Raw genomic sequence first — 22,509 nt, 5'->3', positions numbered from 1 at the left:
AAAGCAGATGGACAGTTTTGCCGGATTGTAAAGTTTTTTTACAATCCGGCTTTTTTGTCCAGACAGAATGGGAGAAGTGATTCTGGACGCGTCCGCCATTCCGCTGTAGAATGCAGGCAGACCCAATGGAAAGGAGAGATCAAGCGTGGCGCATGAGATCATGAGCGTAAAGCTTTGTGAGCTGGATGACCGTGTTGCCAGGCTCCACAGCCGGTTGCGCCTGACCGAGACAGCGGACGCCGGAACACTGGACCGGGAGATTGCGGAGCAGGAGCGACAGTGCGCGGAAACAGCTTTAACTCTGGCCCAGAGGCTGGCCCACTCCAAGGGGGCCGTGGCCCGAGAGCTTTCGGAAACGTATGAAAAAATGGAAAGCCAGCTTCAGTTGATGGCCAGCAGCTTGGGGCCGGCGGTGCAACAGAGCGAAGCCCCCGCGGACGAACAAGCATTTCTGGCGGAGTATGCCCTGGATTTCGCCCTTTTGGCTGTGGAACGGGCGCTGCTGCTCTCCATGCAGGCAATTTACGCACAGCAAAGTTTTGAAACGGAAGAAAGGAACAAGCGATGAAAGAAGTGAGATCCCCCAAAAAACCGTTGATTTATTACGGCCTCATCGTGATGGCGGTGCTCCTGCTGTTTAATATGCTGATCACGCCGATGATTGTCCAGCACCGGGTGAAAGAGGTGGACTACGGCACCTTTGTCCAAATGGCAGAGGACAAGGACCTGGGCCTGGTAGAGGTGGATGAGACAGAAAACCAGGTTGTCTTTACCAACAAAGAGGGCACCGCCATCTATAAGGCGGGTATGATTCCCGATCCGGAACTTGCCCAGCTGCTTAAGGATTCCGGAGCCCAGTACTCGGGGCAGATCCTGCAGCGGGCAAACCCCATGCTCAGCTTCCTCATCAGCTGGGTGCTGCCCATTGTCCTGTTCGCCCTGCTGGGCTACTATATGAATAAAAAACTGATGCAGCGGGCTGGCGGCCCCAACGCGATGAGCTTTGGAAAATCCAACGCCAAGGTGTATGTCCAGTCCACCAAGGGCATCAAATTTTCTGATGTGGCCGGCGAGGATGAGGCCAAAGAAAGCCTGAAGGAGATTGTGGACTATCTTCATAACCCCAGAAAGTACACCGAGGCTGGGGCCTCCATGCCCAAGGGGATCTTGCTGGTGGGCCCTCCCGGCACCGGCAAGACCATGCTGGCCAAGGCGGTGGCCGGAGAGGCAAGCGTGCCCTTTTTCTCCATGTCTGGCAGTGAGTTTGTGGAGATGTTTGTGGGCATGGGCGCCTCTAAGGTGCGGGACCTTTTTAAGCAGGCAAAGGAAAAGGCCCCCTGCATTGTGTTTATCGACGAGATCGACGCCATCGGCCAAAAGCGAAACGCAGGCAGCATAGGCGGGAACGACGAGCGGGAGCAGACATTGAACCAGCTGCTTACAGAGATGGATGGCTTTGAGGAAAACACGGGGGTCATCATTCTGGCGGCCACCAACCGGCCGGAGAGCCTGGACCCTGCCTTGACCCGCCCCGGGCGGTTTGACCGCCGGGTGCCTGTGGAGCTGCCGGACCTGCAGGGCCGGGAGGCCATTTTGAAGGTGCACGCCAAAAAGATCAGGGTGGCCCCGGATGTGGACTTCCACACCATTGCCCGCATGGCTGCGGGTGCCTCTGGCGCAGAACTGGCGAATATTATCAATGAGGCCGCCCTGCGGGCAGTGCGGCAAAACCGCACTGTGGTGACGGAGGCCGACCTGGAAGAGAGCATTGAGACGGTGATTGCCGGGTACCAGAAGAAGAACGCCGTCCTCTCGGACCGAGAGAAGCTCATTGTCTCTTATCACGAGATTGGCCACGCCTTGGTGGCGGCAAAACAGTCCCATTCCGCCCCCGTGCAGAAAATTACCATCATCCCCCGCACCAGCGGAGCTTTGGGTTACACCATGCAGGTGGACACCGGGGAGAAAAACCTGCTGACCAAGGAGGAGTTGGAAAATAAAATTGCCACCCTGACAGGGGGCCGGGCCGCCGAGGAAGTGGTGTTCGGCTCGATCACCACCGGCGCCAGCAACGATATTGAGCAGGCCACGAAATTGGCCCGGGCCATGATCACCCGCTACGGCATGAGCCGCAACTTTGACATGGTGGCCTTGGAGACCGTGCAGAACCAATACCTGGGGGGCGACACCTCCCTCGCCTGCTCTGCGGAGACCGCCGCCCAAATTGACCAGCAGGTAGTGGACCTGGTGAAGGCCCAGCATGAAAAGGCGAAGAAGATATTGACAGACAACAGCGGCAAGCTCCATGAGCTGGCCAAATATCTCTACGAAAAGGAAACCATCACCGGGGAGGAGTTTATGGGTATTCTGGAAGGGGGCTCCAAGCCATGAGAGCCCCTTGGCAGAAAAGGCCCTGGTACCGGCGGATTGGCTGGTGGGATCTGTTGGTGGGCGTTGCCCTCATCGCCCTGGGGGCCGCCTCCCTGATGAACCCCGATCTGGCGGTGGAAGGCCTGGCCTATGCCTACGGCATTGCCGGCGTGATTGTGGGAGTGGCCGATATCCTGCGCTATATCCGAGTGGAACGGTTTACAGGGTTGGGGCCGTTGGTTTCCCTGGTTTCCGGGGTGCTCAGCGTCATGTCCGGGGTGGTGATCCTTGTCAATCCCGGAGTGGGAATTGCAGTGTTTTCCCTGTTGTTCGCTGTGTGGTTTATTGCCCACTGCATCTCCCGGCTGGCGGGCTTGCCCCAGGTGCGTTTGGCGGCGGGGAGAGGTATGTACTGCTTCGCTCTCGCGCTCAATCTCATCGGTTTAGTCGCTGGGGTGCTTCTGGCTGTAATGCCCTTCAGCGCCGCCGCAGCTTTGGGCTACCTGGCCGGGTTGTACCTTATCGTTTTGGGAGTGGAAAGCGTTGCCATGGCGTTTTTCCCCCTGTGAGATGGCGCGATACCATTTAGAAAGGAAGGCCCGTTATGAAGGAAGAGGATCGAAGGCTTGGCGCAAACCGGCGCAAAGGCGTCCTGGTGGGCTCCGGCGCAGAGGCGGGAGCGTTTCCACTCCATGCTGCCCAGGGTCTGGAGGATGGAAAGAAAGAGGGAGAGCATGAATCTGCTGGTCAGCCTTGACGAAAACTACCTGCCACAGCTGCAGGTGCTGCTGGCATCCCTCTGTCAGAATTGCCCGGGGGAGACAGGTTCCGTATACCTGCTGCACCGGTCCATCCCCCGGCAGAAGCTGGATGGGCTGGGAGAGAGTTTGAAAATGCACGGCTGGGAGCTTTGCCCCATCCCAGTGGGGGAGAGCCTGTTTTCCAAGGCGCCGGTGACAAAGCAGTATCCCCAGGAGATGTATTACCGGCTGTTGGCGGGCCACCTGCTCCCGCGGGAGGTGAATCGGGTGCTGTACCTGGATCCGGATATCCTAGTCATCAATCCCTTGAAGCCCCTGTGGCAGATGGACTTGCAGGGAAACCTCTTTGCCGCAGCTGCCCATACAGGGAAAACAGAGCTGGCAAACAGCTTGAACCGTGTGCGCCTGGGCACAGAGGGGGATTATTACAACTCGGGAGTGCTGCTGATGGACCTGGAGCGCTGCCGGGAGGAAATCCGGCCCCAAGAGCTCTTTTCCTTTGTGGAGGAGCACAGCAGAGAGCTGGTGCTCCCTGACCAGGATGTGCTCAATGCCCTGTACGGGGACCGGGTTCTGCCCTTGGATGACGTAATCTGGAATTATGATGCCAGAAATTACAGCAGCTACCTGATGCGCAGCATGGGAGAGGCGGATTTGCCCTGGGTGATGCGGCACACAGCCATTCTCCATTTCTGCGGCAAGGAAAAACCCTGGAAGCCCTATTACCGCCACCGGTTCGGGGTGCTGTACCTCCACTATGAGGAGGTGGCCAAACGGTGGTTCTCAGGGCAGGGGGCGCTGTAAAGAAAGGGGCGGAATACCGGAGCAAAAAGAGAAAACGCACCCGGCTTGGGCCGAACAGGCCGAAACCAGGTGCGTTTTGGTAATGGAGGGGAGAAAGCTGTGCTGGAACGGATGGAGCGGGCCGGGGTGAAGCAGCATCCGGTCACTATCTGCGACATGGTGTACCAATGCTTGATAAGGCTTCTGCCAGAACAATAAACAAAAACGCCTAAGCCGCCCGGCCCCATACAGGGGAGCCGGACGGCTTTTTCTTGAAAAGGGCAAATCTGCGGGAGCGCTGACGTGGAAAGAGGGGTGACAGGGCCGGATGCGGCTACCCTTTGGGGCGGGAGACAAGGCACAGCGCCCCCTGCTTTATCCGGAACACCACATCAGCCTGTTTTGCCAGCTCGTGGGAGTGGGTAACGACCACCACACACTTGTTCATCTTGTGGGCACTCTCTTTGAGAATTTCCGTGATGTCCTGGGCGGTGTCCTCGTCCAGATTGCCAGTCGGCTCGTCCGCCAGGATCACCGGAGCCTCGCTTGCCAGGGCCCGGGCGATGGCCACCCGCTGCTGCTGGCCGCCGGAGAGTTTCAGCACATTGCGCTTCGTTTCCTCTTTCGTCAGACCCAGGCGCTCCAGAACGGGCAGCGGCGGCAGCTTGGAGGTCAGCGACACATTCTCCGTGGGAGTCAAGTAGTCGATGAGGTTGTACGCTTGGAAGATAAACGCCACATGGTTGCGCCGGTGATCCGCCAATCCAGTGGTGGCGATGTCAGTCCCATCAAACAGAACTCTTCCGCTAAAGGTGAGTACATCGCCAACTTCCAGACTGTTTTCCGCTGCCAGCTCTGTGCTGATGAGGATTATATTCTCATCGTCCGGCTGGATATGGCGGCCGGCAAGCAACGTATATTCCTCATTCAGAAACACATCCGTAAGTCCAGAATCCCGCACAGCAGTTACCTGTCCCATGTTGCTGGCCTCATTGTCCCCGGCACCCGGCAGGAAGTGAAGCTGTTCGCTCTTGGCATAGCCATAATGCTCCGTATTGTAGGCTTTCACGTGCCCCTGGGCAGCGGCGATCACCTCGTCAATGCTCTGCTGGGAGACCACAGGTGTTGTCCCTTCACTGAGAGCGCCATCCTCCCAAGTCATCTGCGCATAGGGCCGGATAGTAAAGGCAGCACCGATATTTGAACGCAGGTCTCTGGCTGCCTGTCCTGTTCCATCCAAAACAGAAAAGCAAATCAGCAAAAGGGCAGATACCAAAAAGAAGATCAGGAAAAGAAGGATAGCCTTTCCTTTCTTGCGGGCCAGGTAAAGGGCGGCCCGCCTGCAAGCGCCCATAAAAAACACCGTCCTTTCGTTTGATGGGATTTCATCATACAAAAGGACGGTTTGTGTTTCGCTTAGACTTGATTTAATTTTGATTTCGTTTTTTGAGGAAAGTAGGCAAGAGCCGACGAACAAATTCCTGTTTTTTGTTCTGCAACTTAGGATTTATCTGCTTGATAAACTATAAGCTTTCTCTTTGCTATTTATCTTTTTTGTTTTGAATGTAGCGTTTCTTATTCCACAACGAACCTACCAACATACCGATTGCAGAGATTATCGCTCCAGCTATAATCATTCCTAAATCTGGGGTATTCAGTTTGTTAACAGTAATGTTGTTTGCCATTTTGAATGCGCCGTATTCGGCAAGCATATACATAATGCCAAAGAAAAGGGGAAAAGCCCATTTTCCTTTTCCTCAGAAGTTGTTTTTACCAATAATAACGGACACAATAAATGCTGTTCAGTAAATATACAAAGGGCGGGCGGCACGTCAACGACCTGATTTCACGAAAAAAAGGAGAGAGCAAACGCTCTCTCCTTTTCCTGTGTCCAGAGAGGTCACGCGCCGGACACATGGCCCGAACTGAGGCCCTGCTGGGCGTCGGCCAGGGGCAGCCAGTTCATGGCCTTTAAGATGTATTCATCCCAGAAGTACCAGTCGTGGACGCCGGGGCCCTCCTCATAGGTGACGTCGAAGCCCAGGGCCAGCAGGTGGTCCCGGAACTGGCGGTTCACGGTGATGAGGCCGTCCTCGGTGCCGCAGGCCAGGTAGAACTTGGGGCGCACGGGGGCCTGGGCGGCTTTTTCGGCCAGGGCGTCGTAGTCGGCGGGGCCGCCCCGCACCTGTGAGAGGTCCCCGAACACGGACTCGTAATACCCCTTGTTGGTCATCAGGTCGCCGGTGTACTGGGTGTTCTCCAGCATGGAGTCCAAGATCAGGGCGGAGGACAGGGCGCACACCGCGCCAAAGGTCTCGGGGTGCTTCAGGCCGTTGACAATGGCCCCAAAGCCGCCCATCGAAAGCCCGCCGATGAAGGTGTCCTCCCGCTTGGAGGAGAGGGGGAAGGTGCGGCGCGTGAATTCCACCAGTTCCTCGCCGATGAACTGGCCGTAGTTGCGGCTGGCATTGGGGTGGTCCACATAGAAGCTGTTTTCCCCAGCGGGCATCACCAGGGCCAGGTTGCGTTCAGTGGCCCAGGCTTGGGCCCGGGTGCCGCAGACCCAGTCGGTCTCATCGCCAAAGATGCCGTGGAGCAGGTAGAGGGTCTTAAAGGGCCCGGCAGGAGGCGTGCCCTGGGGTCCCACCCGTTTGTCGGTGGGCAGCACCACGGTGATGGGCACCGGGCGCATCAGGGCCTTGGAGAAGAAATTGCAGTGAAGAATCGCCATGAGGATCGCATCCTTTCCGAAAGTTTTGTGGATTTTTTATTATTATACCGGGGGTTATGAAAAATGGCAAGCGGGTGAGCACGCCGTAGGCGAGTAAAAGTTTTTGGGGCGCCTTTTTTCAAAAAGGCGCGACCTGAACCCGGCGCAGCCGGAGAAAGAAATGCAGGGCAACGCCCGCACGGCGCGCAGCGCATAGGGCGAGGCCCGGGCGCGGTGGCACCCCAAGAGGGGGACATACGTCCCCCTTTTTTTGGAAGTAGGGGAAGGCAGGGGCTACGGTCCTTGCAACCCCCTTAGGGCCGTGGAGCTCTGCTCCACACCTCGCAAGTTTTTTGAAAAAAACTTGACTAAAAACTTTTACGTTTCTCCACCCAACCTGGGCGCGGGCTTTTGGGCTAGCGCCTCTCAGCCAGCCCCGGCGCCTGAAAGCGCCGTTCGCGACTCGTCCTGCGGGGTCACCCGCCGCGACTTGAGAGCCCAGGCACTGGGCCTTGCAAAATTCCCTCCCCCTGTGCTATGCTAATGGACATGGATTTCCATGAAATTCGGAGAGGAGAGACGCTTGCCCATGAAACCCATGATCGCCATTGTGTCCCTATACGATGAAAAGCTGGAGAGCTATTGGATGCTGCCCGGCTATGCACAGGGTCTGGAGGCCGCCGGTGCCGCGCCGGTCATCCTGCCCCTGACTACCGACCCCGCCGTCCTGCAGCGCTATGCCCAAACCTTCGACGGGTTCCTGTTCCCCGGCGGCCACGACCTGCCCCCCAGCCTCTACGGGGAGGAACCCTCGGAGAAACTGGGGCCCCTGGTGCCCCAGCGGGACAGCATGGAGCAGGCCTTCTTCCCCCTGGCCCTGGAGACCGGCAAGCCCATGCTGGGCATCTGCCGGGGCATCCAGCTGTTCAATGTGATGCTGGGCGGGGACCTGTACCAGGATATCCCCACCCAGTGCCCCAGCGGCGTGCAGCACCACGAGACCCCGCCCTACGACAAGGTGGCCCATCCGGTGGCCATCCGCCGGGGCACGCCCCTGTTCGAGGCCGTGGGCGTGGAGAAGATGGGGGTCAATTCCTACCATCACCAGGGCATCCGACGATTGGGGAAGGGCCTGGAAGTGGCTGCCACCGCGCCGGACGGCATGGTGGAGGCGGTGTACCTGCCGGAGCACCGGTTTGCCCTGGCGGTGCAGTGGCACCCGGAGTTTTCCCGCCTGAGCGATGAGAACAGCCGGAAGATCTTTGAGGCTTTTGTGAAGTCCGTGGCCGGACGGGACAAGCCGCGGCCCAGTGCCTGGGCTCTCAAGTCGTGAACGGCGCTTAAAGGCGCCGGGGTCTGCTGAGGGCCGCTAGCCCAAATGCCCGCGCTTGAGTTTTGGCGAGACAAATAAAAGTTTCGTCCACCTTTTCAAAGGGCCGCTACGTCCCGGTGGGACGTTGCCCAGCGGCCGACCGAGGCGGCAGCCGAGAAGTGGGGTGCGGGGGCGCAGTTTGCCGGTGGCAAACGCTCTGCGCCGACCGAACCGGCAGGCGAGAACGTAGGGCGATAGGGCGGGGCCCGGGCGCGGGGGCAGACGGTTGCCCTTCCCGCCCGCTTGTGCCAAAGGACGGCGCACGCTTTCGCGGGCACATCAGAGGTCTCGTCTAGACCCAAGCGCGGGCCGCTTGCTAGATGTTCTCCGAAAACCCCGCCGCCCTCAGCGGCGTTCGCGTCTTGTCCCGTCCGGCCACGGACTTTTTTGCAAGAGAGTGGATTGCTTCTTGCAAAATCCGCCATTCGTGCTATAATAGAGCAAACCCTAAAAATCTAAAACAGTGCTGCCAGATGGGCCGCACCTTGCGGCAGCGCGGTAAAAGAGAGGTTATTTGTCATGCAGGAGATCAAGATTGAACTTACAAAAACGCCCAAGCAGAAGCCCCAGGACCAGTCGAAACTGGGCTTTGGCAAAATCTTTACCGACCACATGTACATTATGCCCTACAACAAGGAGCACGGCTGGCACGACCCCAAGATCGTCCCCTATCAGCCCATTACCCTGGAGCCCTCCGCCATGGTGTTCCACTACGGCCAGGAGATGTTCGAGGGCCTGAAAGCCTATAAGACCGAGGACGGCCGGGTGCTGCTGTTCCGCCCGGATAAGAACATCGCCCGGGCCAACCACTCCAACGACCGGCTGTGCATCCCGGAGATCCCTGCCGATGACTTCCTCAACGCCCTAAAGACCCTGGTAAAGGTGGATAAAGACTGGATTCCCACCCAGCCGGGCACCAGCCTGTACATCCGGCCCTTTGTCATTGCCACCGACCCCTTCCTGGGGGTGCGGCCTTCCGATACCTACCTGTTCATCATCATTCTGTCCCCCTCCGGCGCCTACTACGAGAGCGGCCTGGACCCGGTGAAGATCTGGATTGAGGACGACTACGTCCGGGCCGTGCGGGGCGGCATTGGCGAGGCCAAGACCGGCGGCAACTATGTGGCCAGCCTGGCGGCCCAGGTGAAGGCCCACGACGAGGGCTACTCCCAGGTGCTGTGGCTGGACGGCGTGGAGCGCAAGTACATTGAAGAGGTGGGCGCCATGAACATCTTCTTCAAGATCAATGGCAAGGTAGTCACCCCCATGCTCAACGGCTCCATCCTGCCGGGCGTCACCCGCGCCTCCTGCATCGACCTGTGCAAGCACTGGGGCATGGAGGTGGAAGAGCGCCGCATCAGCGTGGACGAGCTGGTGGAGGCCGCGAAATCCGGCGCTCTGGAGGAGTGCTGGGGCTCTGGCACCGCGGCGGTCATCTCCCCGGTGGGCGCCCTGCGCTACGAGGACACCGTGATGGAGATTGGCGGCGGCGGCATCGGCCCTGTCAGCCAGAAGCTGTACGACACGGTCACCGGCCTGCAGACCGGCAAGGTGGAGGACACCTTTGGCTGGACCGTGGAGGTGGACGGCTAAAGCCCTCCCTCCCAACAGAACTCAACAGAAAACGCCCCTCTGGGGCTGCGAAGAAAGAGGACATCCGGCCCGTGCCGGGTGTCCTTTCTGCGTCCTGCCCATTGCCTTTTCCCCGGGACTTGGGTATACTGAAAGCATGGGGAAAGGAGGCGCGTATTATGGGAAAAAAGTGTGTGGCTTGGGTCTTGGCGCTGGTGCTGGTCCTGTGTGGATGCTCGGCGGGCGGCGGGAACAGCGTCCCGGCGGGGGAGAGCGCCCACTCCTCCGCGGTGGAAGCGGCGGCCCAGCCCACCGCCAGCCCCGCTCCAGAACCGGCCCCCGCCACGGTGGAGGGCGAGGTGGCCCGGGCCTCGAAAAGCGCCTTTGAGCTGCGGCTGGAGGACGGCTCTGCGCTGACAGTAGTGCTCACCGATGAAACACAGGTCACCGGAGATCCCCTGCTGGATGGATGCCGGGCCACCGTCACCTATGAGGAGGCCGGCCGGGTGGGGGACACCGTCACCGCCCAGGCGGTGGCGCTGGCGGCAGCCCCTCCCACCCCCAGCCCGGCGGCTAAAAGCTCCGCCCCGGAGGAGCTTTTAGCCTCTATGACCCTGGAGGAAAAGGTGGGCCAGCTGTTCTTCGTGCGGGTGCCGGCAGAGGAAGCCGCCCAGGCTGTGGCCCAGTACCACTTTGGCGGGTACATCCTCTTTGGGCGGGACTTTCAGGACAAGACCCGGGAGCAGGTGCGGGCGGACATCCAAAGCTATCAGGACAGCGCCAAGGTCCCCCTGCTGCTGGGTGTGGACGAGGAGGGGGGCACGGTGGTGCGGGCTTCCGCCAACCCAGATATTTGCGATGAGCCCTACTGGTCTCCCCGCAGGCTCTATGAAGCGGGCGGCCTGGATCTTGCCCTCTCTGTGGAGAGGGACAAAATCCGCACCCTGCAAGGGCTGGGCCTCAACGTAAATTTTGCCCCGGTGTGCGACATCACCCAGCAGGAGGGGGCCTTTATGTACGACCGCTCCCTGGGACAGGACGCCCGGACCACCGCCGGGTATGTGGGGGAGGTGGTGTCCCTTTACGGAGAGGAGGGCATGGGCTGTGTGCTCAAGCACTTTCCCGGTTACGGCAACAACCCGGACACCCACACAGGCATAGCTGTGGATGAGCGGTCCTATGAGGCCTTCCAGCGGGAGGACTTCCTCCCCTTTGAGGCGGGCATTCAAGCCGGGGCGGGGTGCGTGTTGGTGAGCCACAACATTGTCACCTGCCGGGACGGAGAGGCCCCCGCCAGCCTTTCCCCAGAGTGGCACCGGGCGCTGCGGGAGGAGCTGGGATTTACCGGCTGCATCATCACCGATGACCTGGTGATGGACGCCATCCAGGAGTACTGCGACGCCTCCAGCGCGGCGGTACAAGCGGTACAGGCGGGCAACGACCTGCTGTGCTGCTCGGACTACGAGACCCAGTACCCGGCGGTACTGGCCGCGGTGGAGAGCGGAGAGCTTTCAGAGGAGCGCATTGAGGAATCCGCCCTGCGGGTTCTGCGCTGGAAAGAGGAACTGGGGCTGCTGTAAGCCTCAAAAGGAGGTTTTTTCATGGAAATTCGAGAGTTCCCTAAAAAGGACGGGGATTTGTTCCGCCAAGCCGCCGCCCTGCTGGAGGAGTGTTTTCCCCACGCCTACAGCGGAGAGCTGGCCCGCCAGCAGATGGAGCTGTGCCTAGAAGAGGGACGCGTGTCCCTCATGGCCTGGGAGGAGGGCCGCCTGCTGGGCTTTGTGGGGGCCATGCCCCAGTACGGCGTCACCGCCTGGGAGCTGCACCCCCTGGCCGTCACAGTGGCCCGCAGGGGCGAGGGCATTGGCGCGGCCCTGGTGGCTGCCCTGGAGCGGGAGGTGGCCGCCCGCGGCTGCCTGACCCTGTACCTGGGCACCGACGACGAGTTTTTCCAAACCTCTCTCAGCCAGGGGGACCTGTTTGAGGACACCTTTGAGAAGATTCAGAACATCCGGAACCTGGCCCGCCACCCCTACGAATTTTACCAGAAGCAGGGGTTTCAAATCGTGGGGGTGCTGCCAGACGCCAACGGCCCCGGCAAGCCGGATATCTGGATGGCCAAGCGCGTGACCGCGCGGGACAAGTCGCGGCGGGTGACCCCGCAGGACAAGTCGCGAACGCCGCTTTAGGGCGGCGGGGCTTGCTGAGGGCCGCTAGCCCATAGGCCCGCGCCCAGGCTGGGTGGAGACAAGTAAAGTTTTCGCTCAAGCCTTTTTCAAAAGGCTTGCAGGGTGTGGGACAGCGTCCCACGGTCTTAAAAGGGGTGCGGGGGCGAAGCCACCGCCTTCCCATACTCCCAAAAAAGGGGGGACAGATGTCCCCCTCCTGCGTTCCGGTCACGCCTCGGATTGTTCTGCCCGCTCGCGGACCCACCGCTGAATCTCCTTTAAAAACGCCATGCCGTACTTTTGCAGCTTGGCCTGGCCCACGCCGGGCACCTCCAGCAGCTGGGCGGGGGTGGTGGGCCGGTAGGCGGCCATGGCGTCCAGGGTGGCGTTGGAGAAGATGACGTACACCGGCACGTTCTGGGCGGCGGACAGTTTGGCCCGCACCTGGCGCAGCCGGTCATAGAGTTGAGGGTCCCCCTTGGGCAAATCCTGGGGGGCCTTCTTTTTGGGGACGGCGTCCCCATCCTCCCGGCGGACCTGCAGCAGCACGCAAGCCTCGCCCCGCAGCAGCTCCGGGGCCCGGTCCCCCTGGCGCAGGGTGGGGTATTCCCCGGCGGATTGCTCTAAAAACCCCTGGAGCACCAGGGTGTGGATAACCTCCCGCACAAAGTCCTCCTTTTGGCCCCGCAGCTTCCCGTAGGAGGGGAAACGGTCCAGACCCTGGCGCAGTACCTTTTCGCTCTTGCTGCCCCGCACCACGTCGGTCACCATGGCGGCGCCGTAGCGGCCCCGCAGGTGCCCCACGCACACGGTGATCTCCCGGGCCTGTTGGGTCACGTCCACCTGCTGGAAGACCCCCAGGCAGTTCTGGCAGTTGCCGCACTGGGTGGGGGCGTGCTCCCCAAAGTAGTGGAGGATGTACTCCCGCAGGCAGCTGGTGGTGTGGCAGTAGCCCGTCATGGCCTGCAGCCGCCGCTCGTTTTGTTGGGCCAGCTGCTCCTGGGCCCGGGGGTCCAGGTCCTGGCCCTCTTCGCTGTGGGCCAGCAGGAACCGGGCCAAACTCACGTCCTGGCCGCTGTACAGCAGAAAGCACTCGGCGGGCTGGCCGTCCCGCCCGGCCCGGCCGGCCTCTTGATAGTAGCTCTCCAAATCCTTGGGCATGTTGTAGTGAATGACAAAGCTGACGTTGGACTTGTCAATGCCCATGCCAAAGGCGTTGGTGGCCACCATCACCGTGGCCCGGTCGTAGAGGAAGTCCTCCTGATTTTTCTGGCGCTCCTGGTCGGAGAGGCCCGCGTGGTAGCGGGTGGCGGCAAAGCCCCGCTCCCCCAGGGCGGTGCAGACCTCTTCCACCCCTTTGCGGGTGGCGCAGTAGACGATGCCGCTCTTCTCCCGCCGGGGCTCCAGCAGGGTGAACAGCTCCTGCAGCTTGTCCTTGGGGCGGCGCACCTCGAAGTACAGGTTGGGCCGGTCAAAGCTGGTGACGTTCACAAAGGGGTGGCGCAGCCGCAGCAGGGAGAGAATGTCCCGCCGCACCCGGGGGGTGGCCGTGGCGGTAAAGGCGGAGACCACCGGCCGCCGGGGCAGCTTGTCCACAAAGTCCGGGATGTCCAGGTAGCTGGGGCGGAAGTCCTGCCCCCACTGGGAGACGCAGTGGGCCTCGTCGATGACCACCATGCTCACCTCCACGCTCTGGGCAAAGTCCAAAAACTCCGGGGTGAGCAGGCGCTCCGGCGCCACATAGATGATCTTGTACAGGCCTGCCCGGGCGTTGCGCAACGCCTTTTGATACTGCCCCCAGGTGAGGCTGCTGTTGAGATAGGCCCCCCGCACGCCGTTCTGCACCAGGGCGGCCACTTGGTCCTTCATTAGGGAGATGAGGGGGGATACCACCAAGGTGACCCCCTCCATCAACAGGGCTGGCACCTGGTAGCACAGGGATTTTCCCGCCCCAGTGGGCATAACGCCCACCACATCCTGGCCCCGCAGCAGGGCGTCGATGAGCTCCTCCTGGCCGGGGCGGAAGGAGGCGTAGCCAAAATACTGTTCCAAAACCTGCAATTTTGTGGGCACGTTCATCCTTCTCTCGCAAAGTTCTAGCGTTTAGTATACCAGAAGAACGCTTTTGGGGAAAGCGCCTGGGGGCTTGCGGAGGAAAAGAAAGAATAAGTTGATAAAGTTTTTCGTATGAGATTTTTGTTTATTGGAGGGATTTTCCAATTTTTCCTTGCGGTTTCCAGGAAGAAGGTGGTATACTAAACCCAGAATGAAGGTACGGGGCGGGGAAAGCCTGCCCCTTTAAACTGGAAAGGAGTTTTTTGTTATGGCACGGAACACCTGGATGACCCGGGCCGCCGGGGTGCTGCTGCCCGTGAGCAGCCTGCCCTCGAAATACGGCATCGGCAATTTCGGCCAGGCCGCCCGTGAGTGGGTGGATTTCCTGGTGCAGGCCGAACAGCGGTATTGGCAGGTGCTGCCCCTGGGGCCCACCAGCTTTGGGGACAGCCCCTATCAGAGCTATTCCGCCTTTGCGGGAGAGCCCCTGTATATCGACCTGGACCAGCTGGCGGAGGCGGGCCTTTTGAAAAAGGGCGCCTGCAAGCGGGTGGAGTGGGGGGAGGACCCCTCTCATGTGGACTATGATGTGGTGCGCACCGGCCGGAAAAAGCTGCTGCGCAAGGCTTTTAAAAACTTTGAGGACAAAAAGGCCCTGGAGGCGTTCCGCCAGGAAAACGCGGAGTGGGTGGAGGATTACGCCCTCTACATGGCCCTGAAGGACAAGAACAAGGGCCGCCCCTGGACCGAATGGAAGAAGGGGCTGCGCCTGCGGGACCCCGCCGCCCTGGAGGAGTGCCGGGAAAAGTACAAGGAGGACGTGGACTACTACGTCTTTACCCAGTACCTGTTCTTCCAGCAGTGGGGCGCCCTGAAGGAGTACGCCAACCAGCGGGGCGTGAAGATCATTGGGGACGCGCCCATCTATGTGGCCATGGACAGCGCCGACGTGTGGGCCCAGCCCGGGCTGTTCCAGCTGGATGAGAAGAACGTGCCCACCGAGGTCTCCGGCTGCCCGCCGGACGCCTTCACCGCCGACGGCCAGCTGTGGGGCAACCCCCTCTACCGCTGGGACGTGATGAAGGAGGACGGCTACTCCTGGTGGATCAAGCGCATCAAGGCGAACCTCTCCATGTACGACGTGCTGCGCATCGACCACTTCCGGGGATTGGAGAGCTACTACGCCATCCCCTACGGGGACACCACCGCCCGCAACGGCCGCTGGCGCAAGGGCCCCGGCATGGACTTCATCCGGGCCATCAACCAGAACGTGGAGAACGCCGCCATCATCGCCGAGGACCTGGGCTTCCTTACCCCCGCGGTAAAGCGCCTGCTGAAAAACAGCGGCTACCCCGGCATGAAGGTGCTGCAGTTTGCCTTTGACCCCAACGAGGACAGCAGCTACCTGCCCCACTATTATCCCCACAACTGCGTGGTGTACACCGGCACCCACGACAACACCACCACCCGGGGCTGGCTGGACACCCAAGAGCCGGAGGTCCTTCAGCTGGCCAAGGATTACCTGGGCTTTGAGGCGGTGGAGGACGGCCCCTGGGCCTTCATCCGGGGGGCGCTGGAGAGCGTGGCAGACCTGGCGGTCATCCCCCTGCAGGACTATCTGGGCCTGGGGGGCGAATGCCGCATCAACACCCCCTCCACGGTGGGGGGCACCAACTGGCGCTGGCGCATGTCCCCAGAGGACATGGATGAGGAGCTGGCCGGGAAAATGGCCCGGCTCTCCTTGATTTACGGCCGTGCCTCGAAGAGTGAGCCCGGCAAGGGCCCCGCGGAAGAGCCTGCACAGAAGGCCGGGAAGAGCCAGACAGCCAAGCCTGAGAAAAAGGCGGGCAAGGCTGCGAAGAAAGGAGATAAGAGCCATGCGGATGCGTGACCAATTGGAGCAGAAAGTGGGCCTTCGGTTTTCTAAGGGCCTGATGGCTGCGGACAACAAGGAGATTTACCAGGCCCTTTTGGAGCTGACCCAGGAGAAGCTGGCCGCCGCCCCCCGCATCCAGGGGGAGAAAAAGCTGTACTATATCTCCGCGGAGTTTTTGGTGGGCAAGCTGCTCTCCAACAACCTGATCAACCTGGGAATCTACGATGAGGTGAAGGAGGCCCTGGCCGAGGCCGGCAAGGACCTCTCCGCCGTGGAAGAGGTGGAGAACGAGCCCTCTCTGGGCAACGGGGGCCTGGGGCGCCTGGCCGCCTGCTACCTGGACTCCGCCGCCACCCTGGGCCTGCCCGGGGACGGTGTGGGCCTGCTGTACCACTTCGGCCTGTTCCATCAGTACTTTGAGGACCACAAGCAGGTGGAGCGCCCCGACGCCTGGCTCTCCCCCAAGAGCTGGCTGCAGGAGACGGGCACCCGGTTCACCGTGCCCTTCCCCCAGGGGGACGTGGAGGGCGTATTGTATGACCTGTATGTCTCCGGCTATGACAACGGTGTGAACAAGCTGCATCTGTTCGACCTGGCCACTGTGGATGAGGGCTTGGTGAAGCAGGGCATTGACTTTGACAAAACGGATATCCAGCACAACCTGACCCTGTTCCTCTACCCCGATGACAGCGACCGGCCCGGCCGGCTGCTGCGGGTGTATCAGCAGTACTTCATGGTCAGCTGCGCCGCCCAGCTCATCCTGAAGGAGATGGAGGACAAGGGCTGGCCCCTCACCTCCCTCCACGAGCACGCCGTCATCCAGATCAACGACACCCACCCCTCCATGGTCATCCCGGAGCTCATCCGGCTGCTGACCGCCCGGGGCCTCTCCATGGACGAGGCCATTGCCACCGTGTCCAAGACCTGCGCCTACACCAACCACACCATCCTGGCGGAGGCTTTGGAGAAGTGGCCCCTGGACTTCCTGGAAGAGGCGGTGCCCGGCCTGGTGCCCGTCATCCAGGAGCTGGACCGCCGGGTCAAGGAGAAATACCCCGACCCCAAGGTGGCTATTATGGATGAAAACGGCCTGGTGCACATGGCCCACATGGACATCCACTACGGCTTCTCCGTCAACGGGGTGGCCAGCCTTCACACGGAGATCTTGGAGAAGTCCGAGCTGAAGGCCTTTGCTGACATTTACTCGGAGAAGTTCAACAACAAAACCAACGGCATCACCTTCCGCCGGTGGCTGATGCACTGCAACCCCGCCCTGGCCGCCTTTATCACGGAAAAGATCGGCCCCGGCTGGAAAAAGGACGCGGCAGAGCTGGAAAAGCTGCTCCAGTTCCAGGACGACGAGGACACCCTGCGCCGCCTGCTGGACATCAAGCACCAGAACAAGAAGGCCCTGTGCGCCGAGCTGAAGGAGAAGGCCGGGGTGGAGACCGATACCCACTCCATCTTCGATATCCAGATCAAGCGCCTGCACGAGTACAAGCGCCAGCAGATGAACGCCCTGTATATCATCTGGAAATATCAGCAGATCAAAGCGGGGAACAAGCCCCAGCGGCCCATCACCCTGGTGTTCGGCGCCAAGGCGGCCCCGGCCTATATCATCGCCAAGGATATTATCCACCTGATCCTGTGCCTCCAGGATTTGATCGACCACGACCCGGACGTGAGCCCCTGGCTGAAGGTAGTCATGGTGGAGAACTACAACATCACCTGGGCGGAGAAGCTCATCCCCGCCTGCGATATCTCTGAGCAGATCTCCCTGGCCAGTAAAGAGGCCAGCGGCACCGGCAACATGAAGTTCATGCTCAACGGTGCCATCACCCTGGGCACCATGGACGGCGCCAACGTGGAGATCCACGACCTGGTGGGGGAGGACAACGTGTATATCTTCGGCCAGTCCAGCGAGACGGTGATGGACCTGTACGCCCGTTCCGCCTACCGTCCCGGGGACTACTACGGCAAGGATGAAGAGATCAGCCAGCTGGTGGACTTCATCATCAGCCCCACCATGATGCGCCTGGGCGACCCGGAGAACCTGGCCCGCCTGTACAAGGACATGTCCCGTAAGGACTGGTTCATGGCACTGCTGGATGTGAAGGACTACATCCAGGTGAAGGAGAGGGCCTTTAAGGAGTTTGAGGACCGGATGGCCTGGGCTAAGAAGATGCTTGTAAACATTGCTAAGGCCGGGTACTTCTCCTCGGACCGCTCCGTGGCGGAGTACAACCGGGACATCTGGAAGCTGCCCAGTGCCTGAGCGCTCAAGTCGCGGCGCGTGGCCGCGCGGGACAAGCCGCGAACGGCGCTTTAAGGCGCCGGGGCCTGCTGAGAGACGCTAGCTGGAAAGCCCGCGCTTGAGCTGGGTGGAGACAAGTAAAAGTTTCGCCAGCCTTTTCAAGCGCGTGGCCGCGCAGGACAATTCGCGCTTTGGGGCGGCGGCAAAGGCCGCGCCTGTGCTGGCAGTCAGCGCACGTCCGCGCCGTAGGCGAGTAAAAGTTTTCGTAGTACGTCCGCAGGACGTACTGGACTTCTTTCAAAGGCTGCGGTTGGTAAGGCGGAGCCTTACGGCCTTACCCGGCGTAGCCGGGAAAAGAAAAGCAGGGCAGCGCCCGCATGCACCCGTAGGGTGATAGGGCGCTGCCCGGGCGCGGTGGCACCGAGGTTGCCCTTTCCGCAGGTGATAGCCCCGAGAGCGGGCGCGGAGGCACCGTGCTTTGAAACCCCGTCCAGCGATGCCCGTACACAGAGGCGCCAATCAGAGCCACCCATCCCACCTTCCCCGAAAAGAGCAGGTTTGCCTTGACTTACCGCCTTTTCATGGGCTATAATCAAACCCACAGATTTTCACGCACTGCGTGAGGTCGCTTCCCTGGGGGAGTAGTTTGCGGCGGGCCGTCCGGCTGCCGCGGCAATGTCAACACATTGGCTGGGGCCTGGTATTGCCTGAAAAAACGAGACTCATGGAAAACGCCTGTTCCGTCACGGGATGGGGCGTTTTCCGCGAGTCTTTTTTCATGCGCGGCCCTGGGAGATCTGGAGGTAAAAGCAATGGGACTGTTGGAACTGTTTTTGGTGGCGGTGGGGCTTTCGATGGACGCCTTTGCCGTGGCGGTATGTAAGGGGCTGGCTCTGCGGAAGGTAAATGCGGGGCAAATGGCCCTGGTGGGGCTGTGGTTCGGCGGCTTTCAGGCACTGATGCCCCTGATCGGCTACTTTGTGGGGGCCCAGTTCCGGGAGCAGATCACCTTTATCGACCACTGGATCGCCTTTGGCCTGCTGGCCATCATTGGCGGCAACATGATCCGGGAATCCCTCTCCAAAGAGGAGGAATGTCCGGACGCCTCCCTTTCAGTGAAGGCCATGCTGCCCATGGCCATTGCCACCAGCATCGACGCCCTGGCTGTGGGGGTGAGCTTCGCCTTTTTGAGCGTGAACATCGGCGCGGCGGTGAGCTTTATCGGGGTGATCACCTTTGTGCTGTCCATGGTGGGCGTAAAGGCGGGCAGCCTGTTCGGGGCCAAGTACAAGAGCAAGGCCGAGCTGGCAGGGGGCGTCATCCTCATCCTGATGGGCCTGAAGATCCTGCTGGAGCATTTAGGGGTGCTGGGATAACCGGCGCAGTTTTGGAAAGGTGGTTCCATGTCTTTGTTTCAAAAGAAAAAAGTTCTGGTGCTCTTTGGGTCACCCCAGGGCCACGGCCACACCCGTGGGCTGCTGGACGCTTTTTTGGAGGCCTTCTCAGAGAACCGGGAGTGGCAGGTTCAGGAACTAAACCTGTATGAGGAAAGCTTCCACCCTTGTGTGGGCTGCGGGGCCTGTGCCAAACAGGAGGGCTGCGTTTTCAGCGACATGGACGGCTTTGACCGTGCCTTTCGCCAGTGCGATTTGCTGGTGGTGGCCTCCCCGGTGTACAACTTCTCCTTTCCCGCGCCGGTGAAGGCCTGGCTGGACCGCACCCAGCGGTATTTCGAGGCCCGGTTTTCCCTGGGCCTGAACCCGCCGGTGAAAAAGCACCGCCAGGCCGTGCTGCTGCTGACCATGGGCTCTCAGGACGATTACGCTGTAGAGGTGTGTACCCACCAGCTGGAGCGGGCCTTCTCCGTGATGAACACCGGCCTTTCCGCCTGTGTCCTGTGGGAAGGCACCGACCGGGGGGACGGGGGAAGGGGAGAGGCACAGGCCCGGGCAAGGGCAATCGCTCTTGAAATCCTGGAAAAAATGTGATATGATGTCTCGAAGAATACTCTAGTTTGGATAGGCGGTTTTATCATGTCAGGACATTCTAAATGGAACAACATCAAGCGGAAAAAGGAAAAGGCCGACGGCGCCAAGGCCAAGATCTTCACCAAGATCGGCCGTGAGCTGGCCGTGGCTGTGAAGGAGGGCGGCAGCGCCGACCCGGCGGCCAACTCCCGCCTGCGGGACGCCATCGCCAAGGCCAAGGCAGCCAACGTCCCCAATGACAACATCGACCGGATCATCAAGAAGGCCGCGGGCGACGGCAATAACGACAACTACGAGAACGTCACCTATGAAGGCTATGGCCCCAGCGGCGTAGCTGTCATTGTGGAGGCCCTTACGGACAACCGCAACCGCACTGCCGCCGATGTGCGCCACGCCTTCGATAAATTTGGCGGGAACCTGGGCACCACCGGCTGTGTGTCCTTCATGTTCAACAAGAAGGGCGTCATTGTCATTGAGAAGGAGGGCCTGGACGAGGACACCGTGATGAGCGACGCCCTGGAGGCCGGCGCCTCTGACTTTGCCGCCGACGAGGACGTGTTCGAGATCACCACCGAGCCCGACGATTTCTCCGGCGTCCGGGAGGACCTGGAAAAGAAGGGCTACGAGTTCGTCTCCGCCGACGTGGAGATGGTGCCCGATACCTACACCACCATCACCGACGAGGACACCATCACAAAGATGCAGAAAATGCTGGACCTCTTGGAGGACAACGACGACGTGCAGAACGTGTGGCACAACTGGGACGCCCCTGAAGAGGAAGAAGAGGAATAAACCCGAACCAAAAAAGCGCCGGAGGCTTAGGCTTCCAGCGCTTTTTCTATCTCCAGCAGCAGTTCATGGGGCTTCATGTCCAGGGCTTGGGCAATGCGAAACAGGGTATCCAGGGTGGGGCTGCGCAGCCCCCGCTCAATCTTGCTGTAGTGGGTGCGGTCCAGCCCGGCCAGGCCGCTTACCACCTCTTGGGTTTTGCCTTTTTTCTCCCGCAGCCCGCGGATGACGCTCCCAACAAGGACAGGGTCTATCATGAATGCCACCTCCTGCACTTATGGTAGCAAGGGAAAAATATTTTTATGAGGTCAGTTGACCTTGTTATTGGTATGTGTTATAATACCTGGGAAATAATACCTGTGGGTGGAAAAGAGGATGTAAAATGTTTGACAACATCGCAGAAAAAATCAAAGGCGCGGCAAAAGTGCTGCTTGTGTTGGGCTCCATTGGCTGGATCGTAATCGGCATCGCCTATTCTTACGATTGGTTCAATGAAGAGTGGAATATCCCCCTGATGATTGGATTGATTGTGGGCGGCTTGCTTCTGAACTTTGTGGGCTGTTTTGTCTTGCACGGGTTTGGAGATTTGATTGACTCGGTGCAGGACATCCGGGACAGCCTTCTCAGCTCCAACGTTCTGCCCAGTGCCCGCAAAGTTATGTACCGGTATGATGAGGAGAGCCTTCTGGGATATCTCCGCTCCATCAAGGAGTCTTCTGGAAAGCTGGCCCAGCTGGGAGAAAAGCTGGACGCAGAAAAGTGATGGGGTTTCGAGCGGCGAAAGCCGCTCTTTTCTTTTTTCCTTGCATAATTCCCACACTGGGGTATAATAGATACGACAAGAAATCGGAAAGAAAAGGGGAATGTTATGCGTCATCTCATCGACCCGCTGGACTTCACCCGCCAGGAGACCGACCGGCTGCTCTCTTTGGCAGAGGAGATCCTGGCCCGCCCGGCAGAGTACGCCCACGCCTGCGACGGCAAGATTCTGGCCACCTTGTTCTACGAGCCCAGCACCCGCACCCGTTTGAGCTTCGAGTCCGCCATGATGCGCCTGGGGGGCAAGGTGCTGGGGTTCTCCTCGGCGGGCAGCAGCTCCGCCGCCAAGGGCGAGAGCGTTGCCGACACCATCCGCATGATCTCCGGCTACGCGGACATCGCCGCCATGCGCCACTTTAAGGAGGGCGCCCCCTATGTGGCCGCCCGCTACTCCCATATCCCCGTCATCAACGCCGGGGACGGCGGCCACCAGCACCCCACCCAGACCCTTACCGACATGCTCACCATCCGCCGCAACCGGGGAAAGATCAGCGGGGTGACCATCGGCCTGTGCGGCGATTTGAAGTTCGGCCGCACGGTTCACTCTCTGATTAAGTCCCTGGTGCGCTACGAGGATGTGAGCTTCATCTTTATCTCCCCAGAGGAGCTGCGGGTGCCCAGCTACATCTTAAAAGAGGTGGTCATCCCCTCCGGGCACCCCTGGAAAGAAGTGCGCACCATGGAGGAAGTCATGCCAGAGCTGGATATCCTCTATATGACCCGCGTTCAGCGGGAGCGCTTTTTCAACGAGGAGGACTATGTCCGCCTGAAGGATTCTTACGTCCTCACCAAGCGGAAGCTGGACCTGGGCAAGCAGGACCTGGCCGTGCTGCATCCCCTGCCCCGGGTCAATGAGATTGCCGCCGAGGTGGACGAGGACCCCCGCGCCATGTACTTTGAACAGGCCCGGGGCGGCGTGTTCGTCCGCATGGCGCTGATCCTCACCCTGCTGGGGCTGGCCCCCGGGGTGCTGGACCATGAATAAAGGAGGG

General features: G+C 60.4%; 20 protein-coding genes. 16 read left to right on the top strand and 4 right to left on the bottom strand.

The window, feature by feature from the left end:
• Positions 1–145 precede the first annotated feature (145 nt).
• The 5 genes from ODJ80_RS04250 to ODJ80_RS04230 are packed head-to-tail and all read left to right on the top strand — an operon-like array spanning position 146 to position 3,935.
• The gene (locus ODJ80_RS04250) at positions 146–568 is read left to right on the top strand and encodes a hypothetical protein (RefSeq protein ID WP_263041061.1); all 423 of its coding nucleotides are present in this window, start codon (positions 146–148) and stop codon (positions 566–568) included.
• On the top strand, positions 565–2,391 hold the full coding sequence (gene ftsH / locus ODJ80_RS04245) for an ATP-dependent zinc metalloprotease FtsH (RefSeq protein ID WP_263041060.1): 1,827 nt from the start codon (positions 565–567) through the stop codon (positions 2,389–2,391). The genes ODJ80_RS04250 and ftsH overlap by 4 nt, the downstream gene beginning before the upstream one ends.
• Entirely contained in the window at positions 2,388–2,939 is a 552-nt protein-coding gene (locus ODJ80_RS04240) for an HdeD family acid-resistance protein (protein ID WP_263041059.1), read from the top strand. Before ftsH ends, ODJ80_RS04240 begins: the two co-directional genes overlap by 4 nt.
• A gap of 35 nt (positions 2,940–2,974) precedes the next feature.
• A complete protein-coding gene (locus ODJ80_RS04235; protein ID WP_263041058.1) occupies positions 2,975–3,127 on the top strand; it encodes a hypothetical protein in 153 nt (50 codons plus the stop codon).
• A complete protein-coding gene (locus ODJ80_RS04230; RefSeq protein WP_263041057.1) occupies positions 3,105–3,935 on the top strand; it encodes a glycosyltransferase family 8 protein in 831 nt (276 codons plus the stop codon). Before ODJ80_RS04235 ends, ODJ80_RS04230 begins: the two co-directional genes overlap by 23 nt.
• 313 nt (positions 3,936–4,248) lie before the next feature.
• Here ODJ80_RS04230 and ODJ80_RS14170 read toward each other — a convergent pair whose 3' ends face one another.
• Both ODJ80_RS14170 and ODJ80_RS04220 read right to left on the bottom strand, forming a co-directional pair.
• Entirely contained in the window at positions 4,249–5,268 is a 1,020-nt protein-coding gene (locus ODJ80_RS14170) for an ATP-binding cassette domain-containing protein (protein ID WP_442863890.1), read from the bottom strand.
• Positions 5,269–5,814: 546 nt separating this feature from the next.
• Positions 5,815–6,645 carry an alpha/beta hydrolase gene (locus ODJ80_RS04220; RefSeq protein WP_263041056.1) on the bottom strand — a complete coding sequence of 277 codons (831 nt, stop codon included), beginning with the start codon at positions 6,643–6,645 and terminating at the stop codon, positions 5,815–5,817.
• A gap of 568 nt (positions 6,646–7,213) precedes the next feature.
• Here ODJ80_RS04220 and ODJ80_RS04215 point away from each other — a divergent pair.
• The 4 genes from ODJ80_RS04215 (at position 7,214) to ODJ80_RS04200 (ending at position 11,757) form a co-directional block, all read left to right on the top strand.
• Positions 7,214–7,957, top strand: coding sequence for a gamma-glutamyl-gamma-aminobutyrate hydrolase family protein (locus ODJ80_RS04215; RefSeq protein ID WP_263041055.1), 744 nt, complete (start codon positions 7,214–7,216; stop codon positions 7,955–7,957).
• A gap of 558 nt (positions 7,958–8,515) precedes the next feature.
• Complete coding sequence (locus ODJ80_RS04210) at positions 8,516–9,589, top strand: branched-chain amino acid aminotransferase (RefSeq protein ID WP_263041054.1); 1,074 nt, start codon at positions 8,516–8,518, stop codon at positions 9,587–9,589.
• Positions 9,590–9,747: 158 nt separating this feature from the next.
• Positions 9,748–11,148, top strand: a complete 1,401-nt coding sequence (locus ODJ80_RS04205; RefSeq protein WP_263041053.1) for a glycoside hydrolase family 3 N-terminal domain-containing protein — start codon at positions 9,748–9,750, stop codon at positions 11,146–11,148.
• A gap of 21 nt (positions 11,149–11,169) precedes the next feature.
• Positions 11,170–11,757, top strand: coding sequence for a GNAT family N-acetyltransferase (locus ODJ80_RS04200; protein WP_263041052.1), 588 nt, complete (start codon positions 11,170–11,172; stop codon positions 11,755–11,757).
• 207 nt (positions 11,758–11,964) lie between these two features.
• Here ODJ80_RS04200 and recQ read toward each other — a convergent pair whose 3' ends face one another.
• The gene (recQ, locus tag ODJ80_RS04195) at positions 11,965–13,815 is read right to left on the bottom strand and encodes a DNA helicase RecQ (RefSeq protein WP_263041051.1); all 1,851 of its coding nucleotides are present in this window, start codon (positions 13,813–13,815) and stop codon (positions 11,965–11,967) included.
• 262 nt (positions 13,816–14,077) lie between these two features.
• Between recQ and malQ the strand changes: the two genes are divergently transcribed.
• The 5 genes from malQ (at position 14,078) to ODJ80_RS04170 (ending at position 20,701) form a co-directional block, all read left to right on the top strand.
• Positions 14,078–15,682: a 4-alpha-glucanotransferase gene (malQ, locus tag ODJ80_RS04190; protein WP_442863896.1), complete on the top strand. Its 1,605-nt coding sequence runs from the start codon at positions 14,078–14,080 to the stop codon at positions 15,680–15,682.
• Positions 15,669–17,942, top strand: a complete 2,274-nt coding sequence (locus ODJ80_RS04185) for a glycogen/starch/alpha-glucan phosphorylase (protein ID WP_442863889.1) — start codon at positions 15,669–15,671, stop codon at positions 17,940–17,942. The genes malQ and ODJ80_RS04185 overlap by 14 nt, the downstream gene beginning before the upstream one ends.
• A 791-nt stretch (positions 17,943–18,733) precedes the next feature.
• Positions 18,734–19,297, top strand: a complete 564-nt coding sequence (locus ODJ80_RS04180; protein WP_178864502.1) for a manganese efflux pump MntP — start codon at positions 18,734–18,736, stop codon at positions 19,295–19,297.
• Between the two features lie 27 nt (positions 19,298–19,324).
• Positions 19,325–19,909 (top strand): flavodoxin family protein, encoded by a 585-nt coding sequence (locus ODJ80_RS04175; RefSeq protein WP_263041049.1) that lies wholly within the window; start codon positions 19,325–19,327, stop codon positions 19,907–19,909.
• Between the two features lie 45 nt (positions 19,910–19,954).
• On the top strand, positions 19,955–20,701 hold the full coding sequence (locus ODJ80_RS04170; protein ID WP_178864504.1) for a YebC/PmpR family DNA-binding transcriptional regulator: 747 nt from the start codon (positions 19,955–19,957) through the stop codon (positions 20,699–20,701).
• Between the two features lie 26 nt (positions 20,702–20,727).
• Here the strand turns inward: ODJ80_RS04170 and ODJ80_RS04165 are convergent, their stop codons facing one another.
• Positions 20,728–20,955, bottom strand: coding sequence for a helix-turn-helix domain-containing protein (locus tag ODJ80_RS04165; protein ID WP_178864505.1), 228 nt, complete (start codon positions 20,953–20,955; stop codon positions 20,728–20,730).
• A 125-nt stretch (positions 20,956–21,080) separates the two neighbouring features.
• Between ODJ80_RS04165 and ODJ80_RS04160 the strand changes: the two genes are divergently transcribed.
• The gene (locus tag ODJ80_RS04160; protein ID WP_178864506.1) at positions 21,081–21,461 is read left to right on the top strand and encodes a hypothetical protein; all 381 of its coding nucleotides are present in this window, start codon (positions 21,081–21,083) and stop codon (positions 21,459–21,461) included.
• Positions 21,462–21,566: 105 nt separating this feature from the next.
• Positions 21,567–22,502, top strand: coding sequence for an aspartate carbamoyltransferase (pyrB, locus tag ODJ80_RS04155; protein WP_263041048.1), 936 nt, complete (start codon positions 21,567–21,569; stop codon positions 22,500–22,502).
• Positions 22,503–22,509: the final 7 nt, after the last annotated feature.

The organism is Acutalibacter sp. LFL-21, assembly GCF_025630755.1.
GTDB classification, from domain to species: domain Bacteria; phylum Bacillota; class Clostridia; order Oscillospirales; family Acutalibacteraceae; genus Acutalibacter; species Acutalibacter stercoravium.
The sequence above is the reverse complement of the archived record's forward strand: the minus strand, read 5'-3'. Positions and strand labels throughout refer to the sequence as shown.